Source organism: Enterobacter sp. HK169 (genome assembly GCF_001719105.1).
In the GTDB taxonomy this organism is placed as follows: Bacteria; Pseudomonadota; Gammaproteobacteria; order Enterobacterales; family Enterobacteriaceae; genus Enterobacter; species Enterobacter asburiae_B.
On the sequence record NZ_CP017087.1, the window covers coordinates 998,979 to 1,012,699 of the forward strand.

Genomic DNA, 13,721 nt, shown 5'->3' on the forward strand with positions numbered 1-13,721 from the left:
CTCGTTACGCCGCTTTCGGCTGCTTTTCATAGAGGAAATGGAGGATCTGCTGGCGCATGTGGTGATAGCGGCTGTCGTCGGCCAGCTGCACCCGGTTGCGCGGGCGCGGCAGGTCCACGCGCAGGATCTCCCCGACGGTGGCCGCCGGGCCGTTGGTCATCATCAGCACGCGATCGGAGAGCAGCACCGCCTCGTCCACGTCGTGGGTAATGAGCACGATGGTGGTGTTCAGCGCCTGCTGGATCTGCATCACCGAGTCCTGCAGATGCGCGCGCGTCAGGGCGTCGAGGGCGCCGAAGGGTTCATCCATCAGCAGGACTTTCGGCTTCATCGCCAGCGCGCGGGCAATACCGACGCGCTGCTTCATGCCGCCGGAGATCTCCCCCGGTCGCTTGTGCAGGGCGTGCCCCATCTGCACGCGGTCGAGGTTGTGCTCGATCCACTCCCTGCGCTCCGCCTTGCTCATGCTGTGGCGAAACACGTGATCGACCGCCAGGGCCACGTTGTCGAAGCAGGTGAGCCACGGCAGCAGCGAATGATTCTGAAAGACCACGGCGCGCTCCGGACCCGGCCCGGCGATTTCACGGTTGTCGCAGATCAGCCCGCCTTCCGTCGGCAGGGTAATACCGGCGATGAGGTTCAGCAGCGTCGATTTGCCGCAGCCGGAGTGCCCGATCAGGCTGACGGTTTCGCCCTCGTGGATATCAAAAGAGACGTTTTGCAGCGCAAGAAACTCGCCGCTGGCGGTGGAAAAACGCTGGCTCACGGCCTGGACCTGAATTAATGGTTTCATGTTCGCTCCTTATTTTTCCTGCCAGCTAAAGCGACGGGCGATCAGCATCAGCCCCTGCTCCAGCAGCAGCCCGACCACGCCAATGATGACGATGGCGATGAGAATGTTTTCAACGTTGAGGTTGTTCCACTCGTTCCAGATCCAGAAGCCGATCCCTAAACCTCCGGTGAGCATCTCGGCGGCGACGATCACCAGCCAGGCGATGCCGATGGAGAGACGCACCCCGGTCAGCACCGCGGGCAGCACCGCCGGGAAGAGAATGCGGCGCATGATGGTCCACTCGGAAAGCTGCAGCACCCGGGCCACGTTGAGGTAGTCCTGCGGAATGCGGCGTACGCCTTCGGCGGTGTTGATCACCATCGGCCAGATGGAGCAGATGAAAATGGTCCAGCTCGACGCGGGCTCCGCTTTCTGGAACAGCAGCAGGCCGATGGGCAGCCAGGCCAGCGGGCTAACCGGGCGTAACAGCGCGATCAGCGGGCCGAACATGCGAGAGAAAAAGGTGAAGCGACCAATCAGGAAGCCGAGCGGGATCCCGGCGAGCGCGGCCAGGCCAAAGCCCACCGCCACGCGCTGTAATGAGGCGAGCACGTTCCAGCCGATGCCCATATCGTTAGGCCCGTCACGATAAAACGGATCGGCAAACAGGGTGATGGCGGAATCGAGCGTGCTGAGCGGCGTCGGGAAACCTTTGCTGTTAATCGCCGCCAGCTGCCAGAGCACCACCAGCAGTCCCAGACCGAGAAACGCCGGGATGATGCGCTGGAGGATAGCGTTAATCCGACGCGCAAACGTCGGCGTACGGCGGCGAACCTGCACCGGAGGCAGGACAATCACCTCCCCACTCTCCGGCGTCTCGTGTGAATTCGTCTTTTGCAGATGCTGCATAATCAGGCCCCTTTACGGTGAATGGCGAAACGGCTGGCGTATCCTTCCGGATCGGTACCGTTCCAGACGGTGCCGTCCATCAATGTGCTGCTGCGTAATGGTGAAGTCGGTGTGCTGATGCCCCCCACCGCCGTGGCGGCATCCTGCCAGACCGCGGTCTGGTTAATGCGCTGCGCGATGCCCGCGTAGTCCGGCGCGGATTTGAGCAAGCCCCAGCGGCGGAACTGGGTTAAGAACCACATGCCGTCGGAGAGATACGGGTAGCTGACGGCCCCCTCGTTGAAGAAGCGGATCGGGTGCGCGTCATGCCAGCGCTGGCCCAGGCCGTTGTCGTACTCGCCGAGCATGCGTCCGGTGAGATACTGTTCTTTGCAGTTGAGCCACGCCCGGCGGGAGAGGATCTGCGCGGTCTCGCGTTTGTTTTCCGGGGAGGCTTCGATCCAGCGCGCCGCCTCCAGTACCGCGCTCACCAGCGCCCGCGCGGTGTGCGGGTTTTTCTCCACCCAGTCGCGGCGCGTACCGAGGATTTTTTCCGGATGATCGGCCCAGATAGACTGCGACGTGGCGGCGGTAAAACCGATGCGGTCGTTGATGGCCCGGGCGCTCCACGGCTCGCCGACGCAAAAGCCGACCATGTTGCCAATGCGCATGTTCATCACCATCTGCGGTGGCGGCACCACCACCGTACGCACGTCGTCAAAGGGGTTAATGCCCACGCTGGCCAGCCAGTAGTAGAGCCACATGGCGTGCGTCCCGGTCGGGAAGGTGTGCGCGAAGGTGTAGGTGCCCGGTGCCTGCTGCCCAATGAGCTTTTTCAGCCCGTCAAGGTCTCGTACGCCCTTCTCCGCCAGATCGCTGGAAAGCGTAATTGCCTGGCCGTTTTGATTGAGCGTCATCAGGTTCGCCATCTGCTGCGGCTTGCCGGCGATGCCCAGCTCCAGGCCGTACAGCAGGCCGTAGAGAATGTGCGCGGCATCGAGTTCGCCCGCCACCAGCTTGTCGCGCACCGCCGCCCAGCTCGCCTCTTTGGTGGGCACGATGGTAATACCGTATTTTTTATCAAAGCCTTTCAGCGCCGCGATAACCACCGGGGCGCAGTCGGTCAGCGGGATAAACCCGATGCGCACCGTTTCCTGCTCCGGTTTATCCGAGCCTGCCGCCCATGCGGCCTGCATGATACCCGGTAACAGCATTGCGCCACTCGCCAGCACGCTGGCCTGCAAAAAACGCCGTCTCGACAAATCCGCCATGACCACTCCTGAAAAAAAACCAAAAAAAAGCGCCCACGATGCCGAAGCACCAGTGGACGCCTTTATCCCGAAGACGCATGCGCCGCCGTTGGCGCATCGTCAAAAATGGTTAATCCGATAATGCAAAGTGAATGCCAGGTTTTAACCCGCAGTTTCCGGGGCGCTAACCGAACTCCCCTCGCCTGCACGCACCTTAATCAGGCACCAAATGCCCGCTGACCGTGCAGCTACTCCTTTGGTGTTACCTGCCATAAATTCTTCACCATCAGCAGCGCGCGGGCGATATCCACCATCCTTTGGTTCTTGTCCATCGCCATTTTGCGCAGCGCCGTCCAGGCCTGTTCCTCACTCATATTCTGGTGGGTCATCAGCACGCTTTTCGCTTTATCAATGACTTTGCGCTCTTCAAGCGTATCGCGCAGCGATGCTAGCTGGCGCGAGAGCTGTTCTATCTCGCGTGCCTGCTGGCGCACCAGGGTGAGCAACGGTTTTTCCGGATACTGTATCAGCGGGTCGTCCTGCTCATCGGCGGGAGGCACGTACTCATCGTTACGGTAAATACGCTCGTCCACCGCCGTCATCAGATCGGCGATGAGCGTCTCCTCCAGCGTGCGCAGATGCTCAAGGCGCGCGGTTTGCAGAGCAAACCAGGCCAGAGCGGTAAGGCCATCATCCGCGGCAGGCTGGCGAGTACAGGCTACGCGCCGGAGTTGCTCCGTTTCACGATCGGGCTGGCAGTGCAGAGAAAAGGTGGTCTGGACGTCAGCGGAGCTGTGTGAGAGAAAAATTTCAAAGCAGGCCTGCTGTCCGTCAATGCGGTCAACCAGCCTCTGGCGAGTCACATCATCGAAAAAGCCCTGCGTGAAGCCAATCGCCCCCAGGGCCCGCTCCTGTCCCGCCAGCTCTTTCCCCTGCATCAGGCTATAAAGGGCAACAAAACGCCCGGCGATTTGCGGATCGTCAATGCTGTCATTGAGCTGCGGCACGATACTGAGCAGATGGCGAAGCATGCGGGAGTAGTGTTCCATCGCCTGCGGTGCCGTTACCGTTTGCTGAATAACACCGTCGCGCAGCGCGGGAAGCATGTCCAGGCTCTGAAGCGCGCCGCCGATACGTTCACAGACGGTACTTCCCGGGATCGGCGACTGTTTTTCAAGAATGTCATAAAGTGCAGCGAGGTTTTCATCCACCAGCGCCCGGCTGGCTTTGCATTCGGGGGCGTAGAGCTTACCCTGTGAGCAGAGCCAGACGTTGGACGCCCCACGCTCGCACTGTAACATATGCACCAGTTGGCTAATGCCGTGCACAAGCACGCCAAGCTGTGCCAGCTTGCTGAGCTGCTCCCGGCGCATCATTCTTGCGCGCTCGAGCCATTCAGCAGCGCCTGGCGAAATGCCAGCCATTAATGTCATGCTTACTCTCCAGAACAGCGAAACTCGGGAAAGCTAAGCAATATTCGTGCCTTTATAAGAACAGGAGTCAACATGCAAAAAATTGTGATCGTCGCCAACGGTGCGGCTTACGGCAGCGAATCCCTTTTTAACAGCCTGCGCCTGGCGATTGCGCTGCGTGAAAAAGAGAGCGACCTGGCGTTACGACTCTTTTTAATGTCGGACGCGGTCACCGCGGGGCTGAAGGGTCAAAAACCGGCAGAAGGCTATAACATTCAGCAGATGCTGGAGATCCTCACCGCGCAAAACGTGCCGGTGAAGCTGTGCAAGACCTGCACCGACGGCCGCGGCATTACCGGTCTGCCGCTGATTGATGGCGTAGAGATTGGTACGCTGGTTGAGCTGGCCGAGTGGACGCTGTCCGCCGATAAAGTATTAACTTTTTAATAATAAACCAGTAAAAATATTATTTTCTTATGGACGCGGTTTCAGCATCAAGTTTACCTGCGGGGTTGCCGATAGGCATGGAAACAACACAGCAGGTATTTCACTTATGTTCAGATCGATTCGTGCACGCATCATCGCGGCGACGGCAGGCTGTCTGGTCGTCGCCCTTCTCCTTAATACCGTTATTAACTTCCAGGTCACGCGCCAGGATAACCAGCAGTCCCAGCGCGATATCCTGACCAGCACCAGCGCCAGCCATAACATGGCGATTGCCGACTGGGTAAAAAGCAAGATGACGGTGATCGCCTCCGCGCAGACCGTTGCGCTGAATGACGACCCGGTTCCGGTGTTTAAACAGCTTGCGCAGGCGGGTGGATTCACCAACGTCTATGTTGGCTACGCCAGCAAAACGGCGAAATTCTCTGAACCGGCGGGCGTTCCGGCGGACTATGACCCGACTATTCGCCCGTGGTATCAGCAGGTGGTCAGCACGGACGGTCCGGTTGTCACCGCGCCCTACGTTGACGCGGGGACCGGTAAACTGGTGGTAACCTTTGCGGTGCCGGTGAAAGAAAATGGCACGCTCAAAGCGGTCGTGGCGGGCGATGTGGCGATGGACAGCGTGGTGGCTAACGTGCGCGGGATCCATCCAACTCCGGCCAGCAGCGGGCTGCTTCTGAACAGCGACGGCAGCGTGATTGCCGCTAACGATCCGGCCCTCACGCTGAAACCGTTTGGTGAGACGATCAAAGGCATTGATTTTGCTGCGCTGAAAAGCGGTAACCCCGTCGACGGAACGCTGAACGACGCGGAAAAAACCTTCGTGGCGACAGCCGTGACGGGCACAAACTGGCTGTTAGTCATCGCGCTCGACAGCGGTGACGCCACCTCCGGCATGCGTTCCTTGCTTAAAGCCTCGGGGATTTCGCTGGTGATCCTCGCACTCCTGAGCGCGGCGATTGTGCATTTCCTGATTGCCCGCCTGCTCAAGCGTTTGTCCGACATTCGCGACGCGATGCACAACATTGCTAACGGCACTAACGATCTGTCCCAGCGCCTGCCGGATAACGGCGAGGATGAGGTCGCGCAAATTGCGCAGGCCTTTAACGCCTTCAGCGATAAGCTGTCGGTGGTGATGGTGCAGCTCCGTGACGCCAGCGAATCGGTGAAAAACGCCGCGCAGGAGATTGCCGCAGGTAACCAGGATCTTTCCGGACGTACCGAGCAGGCGGCATCCAGCCTGCGCGAGACGGCCAGCGCCGTGGAGCAGATCACCGCCTCCGTGACGCAGTCGAATGAATCGGCGGCAGAAGCGAACGACCAGGCGAGCAAGGCCTCAGCGGCCGCGGCGCGCGGCGGCGAGGTGGTATCGCAGGCGATCAGCACCATGCAGTCCATTGAAGTCGCGTCGGCAAAAATTGGCGATATCACCAGCGTGATTGACGGCATTGCTTTCCAGACCAACATTCTGGCGCTGAACGCCTCCGTCGAGGCGGCGCGTGCGGGTGAGCAGGGGCGCGGGTTTGCCGTCGTAGCAGGTGAAGTGCGTAACCTGGCGAGCCGTAGCGCTCAGGCGGCGAAAGAGATCAAATCGCTGATTGACTCCACCACCGACAGCGTGGCAACCGGCTCCCGCTACGTGCATCTGGCGGGGGAAAGCATGGATGAGATCCGCTCCAGCATCGGCAGCGTCTCTGGCATCATGCGCGAAATCTCCATCGCCACCAGCGAGCAGATGAAAGGGATTCATGAGATCAACCACGCGGTGACCCATCTCGACAGAATGGTTCAGCAGAACGCCGAGCTGGTGGTGGAATCCGCCGCTGCCGCGGGTGCCCTGCAGAGCCAGGCGGGCGACCTTGCTGAAACAGCCGGGCATTTCCGCATTTAATCTTCTTCCGGCGCGCGTTTAGCGGGTAAAACGCGCGCCAGCGTAAATTTTGAGGAATTTTGTCATTTTCGTTTAATCGTTATGCCATTTTTTGATCAAAATCAGCATCCCGCCCCCTCCCCTTTGGTGTTATGCCATGAGTGAATTGTGAACAACATCACGCTCGGATATGGCAGCAGGGAGAGCGTTGTTTAAGACTACGGGGTAAAAAATGGCACTGGTAAAAACAAGTTTGAAACTGTTTGGCGGGGATACGGTAGTGGTGCGTTGCTCAGAACGCTGTCGTATTCATCTGATGAGTTCGAAAGCACAAAAACAGTCCCAGGCGGATATTCTCACCGTACAGGACGATAAGGCCTGGCTTACCGTGCCGTATACCGGCACGTGGGATGTGCTGATCGATAGCCACAGCCAGTCGCTGGAGCATTCCGTCAGCTACGTGGCAGCATAAGTTTAAACGCCCGGCAAGCCGGGCGTATTGTCAGGCAAAACCCGGTCGCAGCGCGCTGTTGAGCGGGTTCCCTTCCAGCAGCGCCTTCACCTTCACCACCAGCTCATTCAGACAATCGTCCTTCATGCCGAGGCGCGTCAGCTCCTGATCGAGGGAGAAGAGATACTGCGCGTTGGTGCCCAGAGGCCCGCTGGCGGCGGCAATCAACGGGGCAATCACCTGCGTGCGGGTATCCGCTTCATACAGCGGATGGCGCGGGTCCATAATAAACACCAGCGCGTTGACGGTGCGTCCGTCGTCCAGTTCCAGCTTGCACCAGCTCGGCATATAGCAGCCGGTGATCATCTCGCGCTTCCAGAGCAGCGTGAGCTCCTCTTCCAGCGTGGCATCCGGCAGGCGATACGCCACGCCCGTGGTGCGCCCGCCCTCTTTCAGTGCAAGCATGCGCCCGGGCTGGCACGCGCTGCCGCGTCCGGCCGTCAGGCGCAGGCAAAATGCGCGATGCCAGCCAGGCAGCGTTCCCGTTGCCGATTCGACAAATTCCAGAGCCGGGTTCCACATCAGGGAGCCGTAGCCAAAAATCCATACCGGGCCATCATCCGGGCGGCAGGCAAGCGTGGCAGCGAGTGACGCCGCACGTTGTTCAGCTGACCAGAGAAGCGATTCCTCAATAGCACCAAATGCCGTCTTACAATCTGCCTTCATTAAGAAATCACGCGTTAACACTTTCCACCTCCGCCACTGCATGCTTCCTTGCGACATCTGTAATTCGCCTTCCCGGCATTTTTTGCTGGTCATTTTGCCAGCAGTCGAATAACGATAAGCAATTAGCGGACCAGTTGCAATACAACGGAAGTTCAACCGCCTGAAAAGTCAAAATGAAGGCAGCGAATCATTTCACGGCTATTTCTTTTTATGCCATTTATCGTCGTCTCCTTTCTCATATTCATGTTTTACTGCGGCCCAGGCGACTTTGTGGGCCGTCTCTTCACGGCTGGCATCATCCCGGCGATCGTCCTTGTCTTTGTACTGATCCCAGGCGCTGTTGAACGCCTCTTTGTAGATATCCTGCGCGTGAGCGGGCAGCACGTTTTGCACGTTATCCGGTAATTCGCGTTTCGCTTTATAGGGCATCACTAACCTCTCTTTTGGTTAAAGAGATAAGTGTGGACGACGATACGCCATGGTGCCACCCGGCAATAATTTATGAATGCATTACATTTTTAATTTATTGTTATTTAATGAGTAATCAACAAAGAATATAAATTATAACCATCATCAATGAAAATAATGACAAAGGGTAAAATTAAGTAAAAAATAAAGGGTATTTAACAGAGATCTGTTAATTTAATGACCTCAAAAATCTATCTATAATTACAAGCACCTGCATTGATGGAGAAGCACATGACAGCAACACACGAGGCGGTAAAGACCCGCCACAAGGAGACGTCGCTCATTTTCCCGGTTCTGGCACTGGCTGTGCTGCTCTTCTGGGGAAGCAGTCAGTCACTGCCAGTGGTGGTTGGTATCAATATTCTTGCCCTGGTCGGCATCTTAACCAGCGCATTTAGCGTTGTTCGCCATGCGGACGTCCTGGCCCACCGTCTGGGCGAGCCGTACGGATCGTTAATTCTCAGCCTTTCCGTTGTTATTCTCGAAGTCAGCCTGATTTCCGCGCTTATGGCGACCGGCGATGCCGCGCCGACGCTGATGCGCGACACGCTCTATTCGATCATTATGATTGTGACGGGCGGCCTGGTAGGCTTCTCTCTGCTGCTGGGCGGGCGCAAATTTGCGACCCAGTATATGAACCTGTTCGGCATTAAACAGTATCTTATCGCCCTCTTCCCGCTGGCGATTATCGTGCTGGTCTTCCCGATGGCGCTGCCGGGTGCAAACTTTTCCACCGGGCAGGCGCTGCTGGTTGCACTGATTTCCGCCGCCATGTACGGCGTGTTCCTGTTGATTCAGACCAAAACGCACCAGAGCCTGTTTGTGTACGAGCATGAAGACGACGGCGACGATGATGACCCGCACCACGGCAAGCCGTCGGCCCACAGCAGCGCGTGGCATACGGTTTGGCTGATCGTGCATCTGATTGCGGTGATTGCCGTCACCAAGATGAACGCTAACCCGCTGGAGACGCTGTTAACCGAGCTGAACGCGCCGGTGGCGTTTACCGGCTTCCTGGTGGCGCTGCTGATCCTGTCCCCTGAAGGGCTGGGCGCGCTGAAAGCGGTGTTGAATAATCAGGTACAGCGCGCAATGAACCTGTTCTTCGGCTCCGTACTGGCGACGATTTCACTTACCGTACCGGTGGTGACGCTGATTGCCTTTATGACGGGCAACGAGCTGCAGTTTGCGCTGGGCGCGCCGGAGATGATTGTGATGGTCGCCTCGTTGCTGCTGTGCCAGATTTCGTTCTCAACCGGGCGCACCAACGTGCTGAACGGCGCGGCGCATATGGCCTTGTTTATTGCGTATCTGATGACGATATTTGCGTAATTTTATGCGGCGCGGGCTGATGCCCTCATCCCAACCCTCTCCCACAGGGAGAGGGAGAACAAAAAACCCGCCGAAGCGGGTTTTTTTATTAGTTGCTGGTATCCAGCTCGTCGAAGCTCTTCACCAGATCGTCAATCGCTTTGATCTGCTTCAGGAACGGCTCCAGCTTGTCCAGCGGCAGCGCGGATGGGCCGTCGCATTTCGCGTTAGCCGGATCCGGGTGCGCTTCAATGAAAAGGCCGGCCAGGCCGGTCGCCATGCCGGCGCGCGCCAGCTCGGTCACCTGAGCACGACGGCCGCCGGACGCGGCGCCGAACGGGTCGCGGCACTGCAGGGCGTGGGTCACGTCGAAAATCACCGGAGACTGGCCGGAGACATTTTTCATTACGCTGAAGCCCAGCATGTCGACAACCAGGTTGTCGTAACCGAAGTTTGCGCCGCGGTCGCACAGGATGACCTGATCGTTTCCGCCTTCGATAAACTTATCGACGATGTTACCCATCTGGCCAGGGCTGACGAACTGTGGTTTTTTCACGTTAATCACGGCACCGGTTTTCGCCATCGCCGCAACCAGGTCAGTCTGGCGCGCCAGGAACGCCGGAAGCTGAATCACGTCCACCACGTCTGCCACCGGCTGCGCCTGTGAGGCTTCATGCACGTCGGTGATCACTTTCACGCCAAAGGTCTGCTTCAGCTCCTGGAAAATTTTCATTCCCTCTTCCAGGCCCGGGCCACGGTAAGAGTTGATGGAGGAGCGGTTGGCTTTGTCAAAAGAGGCCTTAAACACGTACGGGATGCCCAGCTTCTGGGTCACGGTCACGTAGTGTTCGCAGATACGCATGGCGAGATCGCGGGATTCCAGCACGTTCATGCCGCCAAACAGTACGAACGGCAGGTCGTTTGCTACCTTGATATCACCAATGCTAACCACTTTTTGTTTCATAGGATCGCCTTATTCAGGTGTGAATCGGAATTAAGATTAATGCAGTGTAATTTGTTTGTGCGAGATCGCGTTGATCTGCGCACGAATCATTTCGCTAATGGGGTCTTCCGGACACTGCTCGACGAAATAATTCAAATCATTCAGCGCCACGTGCTCACAGTCGAGCTGCGCGTAGATCAGGCCACGATCGCGAATTTCGTACGGGTCTTCCGGGTTGAACTGCAGCAGCACTTCGCTGGCGCGCAACGCCATCTCCATCTGACGCTCTTCCATCAACGCGGACTTCAGCGTATCCAGCAGCTTGCGGATCACTTCCGCGTTATCCGCCTCGTCGAGATCTTCGTTGAACAGTTCAGCCACCGGGCTGATATTGCCTTTCAGCCACACGTCCAGCGTATGTTCATCCAGCGTGTCGCCGTTGAAGGGATTAATGAGCCACATTTCGCCGTCCAGCCACTCTGCACGCAGGATCATCTGCGTCGGGAAAATGACCGGGACCAGCGGAATATCCAGACGGTGCGCGACCCACAGCAAAATAGAGCCCAGCGCCACGGCGCTGCCCTGACGATTTTTTAAGACCTGGTCCAGCCATAACGCGTCAGACAGGCGATACACGCCCCGCGTGTCGCAGAAACCCCATTCGCCGTAGAAAAGCTCCAGCAGCTTCTCTAATTGCCAGTCTTGCGGGCGAGCCTGATTAATCTCTTCACGCGCCAGGCTGACCAGATTCTCCAGCTCATCGTAGACAAACTGCGACGTAAAATCGTCGCGAATCATCTCAGAAATCAGGATCATGCCATCGCAAAGCGGCACTTTATTAAATTCGAAATCGGCTAAGGACCTCATGACTTACCCCAGTAACGGTATTCTTGTGGTGGCGAGTTTAATGATGATGTACAGCACCACCAGACCCAGCAGAAAGGCGATAAACCCGACCTGCTGGCTGCGCGGACGACGACGCCCAAGCGCGATAAAACCCAAAACGATGTAGATGATAACGCCAAACAGCTTTTCAGTCAGCCATGCACCTTTATCAGTAAATGGCAGATAGCCGGTCTTCCACATGAGCCCGGCACCGGAAAGGAGCAATAGCGTGTCGATGCAGTGCGGCGCGATACGCACCCAGCGGGCATCAATCAGCGGATTGTTGCTGTAGCGCCACCAGTAACGGACGATGAAAAAGCTGACGGTCAGCGCAACGGAAATGAGGTGGACGGTAATGAGTACGGTAAACAGGCTCATAGCCACTGCCCCAGCGTCAGGCGTTCGTTGCCGCCGTAGTCGCGGCAGGTTTCGACAGCGGCGTAGCCAGCTTGCGTAAACAGTGCCCGAACGGCCTCTCCCTGCGTCCAGCCATGTTCCACGAGCAGCCAGCCGCCGGGAAGCAAATGTTCCCGTGACGTTGTCACAATGTGATCGAGATCGGCTAATCCCGCGTTGGCGGCCACGAGCGCCGTCAGCGGTTCGAAGCGCACGTCTCCCTGCGCAAGGTGCGGGTCATGTTCGTCGATATAGGGAGGATTGCTGACAATCATCGCAAATGAGCGATTCTCCAGCGCGGCAAACCAGCTGCTTTGCAGCACCGTCACGTTGCGAAGCCCGAGACGTTCCACGTTACGCTGCGCCAGCGCCACCGCATCGGACATCACATCCACCGCCGTTACCGCGCAGTCGGGCCGCTCGGTGGCCAGCGCCAGCGCGATAGCACCGGTGCCGGTACCGAGATCGAGAATGCTGCAGGCCGTCGCAGGTAAACGCGCCAGCGCCTGCTCCACCAGACACTCGGTGTCCGGACGCGGGATCAGCGTCGCCGCCGAGACGTACAGCGGTAACGACCAGAACTCACGTTCACCGACCAGATGCGCCACCGGCTCTCCGGTTTTACGGCGGGCAAGCAGCGCGCCGAGCTGCGCTTCCTGTTCCGCGGTCAGTTCGGTTTCGCCAAAAGCCAGCAGATACGTGCGGGCTTTACCCGTCACGTGCTCAAGCAAAATCTCGGCGTCGCGTTTCGGGCTTTCGCTTTCTGAAAGCTCATCGGCCGCCTGACGTAACCAGCGCTGAAAATCCATTATTCCTGCTCGGACAGCGCCGCCAGCTGGTCGGCCTGGTATTCCTGCACGATAGGCTCGATCAGCATATCCAGCTTCCCTTCCATTACCTCGTCCAGACGGTACAGCGTCAGGTTGATGCGGTGATCGGTTACGCGCCCCTGCGGGAAGTTATAGGTGCGGTTACGGTCGCTGCGATCGCCGCTGCCCAGCAGGTTACGGCGCGTAGACGCTTCCGCCTGCTGGCGTTTCGCCATTTCGGCTGCGTGGATACGCGCGCCCAGCACGGACAACGCTTTGGCTTTGTTTTTGTGCTGCGAACGCTCGTCCTGACATTCAACGACGATGCCGGTCGGCAGGTGGGTAATACGGATGGCGGAGTCGGTGGTGTTAACGTGCTGACCGCCCGCGCCAGAGGAGCGGAACGTATCAATACGCAGGTCTGCAGGATTGATGTCCGGCAGTTCAGCTTCCGGCAGCTCAGGCATCACCGCAACCGTACAGGCGGAGGTGTGAATGCGGCCCTGAGATTCGGTGGCCGGCACGCGCTGCACGCGGTGACCGCCGGATTCAAACTTGAGACGACCGTACACGCCGTCGCCGCTGATCTTGGCGATAACCTCTTTGTAGCCACCATGTTCGCCTTCGTTGGCGCTCATGATCTCCACGCGCCAGCGACGCGATTCGGCGTAGCGGCTGTACATGCGGAACAGATCCCCGGCAAACAGCGCCGCTTCGTCACCGCCGGTACCGGCACGCACTTCCACAAACGCGTTACGCTCGTCGTCCGGATCTTTCGGCAGCAGAAGCACCTGAAGCTGCTGCTCCATCTCTTCAGAACGCGCTTTCGCATCCTGCAACTCTTCCTGCGCCATCTCGCGCATTTCAGGATCGTCGAGCATCATCTGCGCGGTTTCGATATCTTCCTGAACCTGTCGCCAGTCGGTAAAGCATTTAGAAACATCACTTAACTGCGCGTATTCACGCGAGAGCGCGCGAAAACGTTCCTGGTCCGCAATGGTCCCGGCATCCCCGAGCAGCGCCTGTACTTCTTCATGGCGCTCGTGCAGAGCTTCCAGTTTAGCGACGATAGAAGGCTTCATAGGCGTAAGTG

The 13,721-nt window shown here is 58.1% G+C and carries 15 protein-coding genes; 4 read left to right on the plus strand and 11 right to left on the minus strand.

What is annotated here, in order from left to right; all coding sequences use genetic code 11:
• Positions 1 to 4 precede the first annotated feature (4 nt).
• The 4 genes from EnteroDNA1_RS04835 to nasR form a co-directional block, all read right to left on the minus strand.
• Positions 5 to 793 carry an ABC transporter ATP-binding protein gene (locus tag EnteroDNA1_RS04835; protein WP_033145769.1) on the minus strand — a complete coding sequence of 263 codons (789 nt, stop codon included), beginning with the start codon at positions 791 to 793 and terminating at the stop codon, positions 5 to 7.
• Positions 794 to 802: 9 nt separating this feature from the next.
• The gene (gene ntrB, locus EnteroDNA1_RS04840; RefSeq protein ID WP_033145770.1) at positions 803 to 1,681 is read right to left on the minus strand and encodes a nitrate ABC transporter permease; all 879 of its coding nucleotides are present in this window, start codon (positions 1,679 to 1,681) and stop codon (positions 803 to 805) included.
• Positions 1,682 to 1,683: 2 nt separating this feature from the next.
• Entirely contained in the window at positions 1,684 to 2,931 is a 1,248-nt protein-coding gene (locus EnteroDNA1_RS04845; RefSeq protein ID WP_069302964.1) for a CmpA/NrtA family ABC transporter substrate-binding protein, read from the minus strand.
• Between the two features lie 227 nt (positions 2,932 to 3,158).
• Entirely contained in the window at positions 3,159 to 4,343 is a 1,185-nt protein-coding gene (nasR, locus tag EnteroDNA1_RS04850) for a nitrate regulatory protein NasR (RefSeq protein ID WP_069302965.1), read from the minus strand.
• A gap of 72 nt (positions 4,344 to 4,415) precedes the next feature.
• Between nasR and EnteroDNA1_RS04855 the strand changes: the two genes are divergently transcribed.
• The 3 genes from EnteroDNA1_RS04855 to EnteroDNA1_RS04865 all read left to right on the plus strand — a co-directional run bounded on the left by EnteroDNA1_RS04855 (position 4,416) and on the right by EnteroDNA1_RS04865 (position 7,111).
• Complete coding sequence (locus EnteroDNA1_RS04855; RefSeq protein WP_008499522.1) at positions 4,416 to 4,769, plus strand: DsrE/DsrF/TusD sulfur relay family protein; 354 nt, start codon at positions 4,416 to 4,418, stop codon at positions 4,767 to 4,769.
• A 106-nt stretch (positions 4,770 to 4,875) separates the two neighbouring features.
• Positions 4,876 to 6,660, plus strand: coding sequence for a methyl-accepting chemotaxis protein (locus EnteroDNA1_RS04860; RefSeq protein WP_069302966.1), 1,785 nt, complete (start codon positions 4,876 to 4,878; stop codon positions 6,658 to 6,660).
• Positions 6,661 to 6,871: 211 nt separating this feature from the next.
• Complete coding sequence (locus EnteroDNA1_RS04865) at positions 6,872 to 7,111, plus strand: DUF1883 domain-containing protein (RefSeq protein ID WP_010432930.1); 240 nt, start codon at positions 6,872 to 6,874, stop codon at positions 7,109 to 7,111.
• Positions 7,112 to 7,141: 30 nt separating this feature from the next.
• On the opposite strand, the gene EnteroDNA1_RS04870 is transcribed toward EnteroDNA1_RS04865, so the two are convergent.
• Together EnteroDNA1_RS04870 and chaB are read right to left on the minus strand one after the other, a co-directional pair.
• Positions 7,142 to 7,837, minus strand: a complete 696-nt coding sequence (locus tag EnteroDNA1_RS04870; protein ID WP_047061041.1) for a gamma-glutamylcyclotransferase — start codon at positions 7,835 to 7,837, stop codon at positions 7,142 to 7,144.
• Between the two features lie 177 nt (positions 7,838 to 8,014).
• Positions 8,015 to 8,245 carry a putative cation transport regulator ChaB gene (gene chaB, locus EnteroDNA1_RS04875; RefSeq protein ID WP_023312121.1) on the minus strand — a complete coding sequence of 77 codons (231 nt, stop codon included), beginning with the start codon at positions 8,243 to 8,245 and terminating at the stop codon, positions 8,015 to 8,017.
• Between the two features lie 270 nt (positions 8,246 to 8,515).
• Between chaB and chaA the strand changes: the two genes are divergently transcribed.
• Positions 8,516 to 9,616: a sodium-potassium/proton antiporter ChaA gene (chaA, locus tag EnteroDNA1_RS04880; RefSeq protein WP_023312122.1), complete on the plus strand. Its 1,101-nt coding sequence runs from the start codon at positions 8,516 to 8,518 to the stop codon at positions 9,614 to 9,616.
• Between the two features lie 88 nt (positions 9,617 to 9,704).
• Here chaA and kdsA read toward each other — a convergent pair whose 3' ends face one another.
• The 5 genes from kdsA to prfA are packed head-to-tail and all read right to left on the minus strand — an operon-like array spanning position 9,705 to position 13,710.
• Positions 9,705 to 10,559 carry a 3-deoxy-8-phosphooctulonate synthase gene (gene kdsA, locus EnteroDNA1_RS04885; protein ID WP_023335996.1) on the minus strand — a complete coding sequence of 285 codons (855 nt, stop codon included), beginning with the start codon at positions 10,557 to 10,559 and terminating at the stop codon, positions 9,705 to 9,707.
• Between the two features lie 36 nt (positions 10,560 to 10,595).
• On the minus strand, positions 10,596 to 11,405 hold the full coding sequence (sirB1, locus tag EnteroDNA1_RS04890; RefSeq protein WP_064672665.1) for an invasion regulator SirB1: 810 nt from the start codon (positions 11,403 to 11,405) through the stop codon (positions 10,596 to 10,598).
• Between the two features lie 3 nt (positions 11,406 to 11,408).
• Entirely contained in the window at positions 11,409 to 11,801 is a 393-nt protein-coding gene (gene sirB2 / locus EnteroDNA1_RS04895) for an invasion regulator SirB2 (RefSeq protein WP_064672666.1), read from the minus strand.
• Positions 11,798 to 12,628: a peptide chain release factor N(5)-glutamine methyltransferase gene (gene prmC, locus EnteroDNA1_RS04900; protein WP_064672667.1), complete on the minus strand. Its 831-nt coding sequence runs from the start codon at positions 12,626 to 12,628 to the stop codon at positions 11,798 to 11,800. Before prmC ends, sirB2 begins: the two co-directional genes overlap by 4 nt.
• Positions 12,628 to 13,710, minus strand: a complete 1,083-nt coding sequence (gene prfA, locus EnteroDNA1_RS04905; RefSeq protein ID WP_021240360.1) for a peptide chain release factor 1 — start codon at positions 13,708 to 13,710, stop codon at positions 12,628 to 12,630. The genes prmC and prfA overlap by 1 nt, the downstream gene beginning before the upstream one ends.
• Positions 13,711 to 13,721 lie beyond the last annotated feature (11 nt).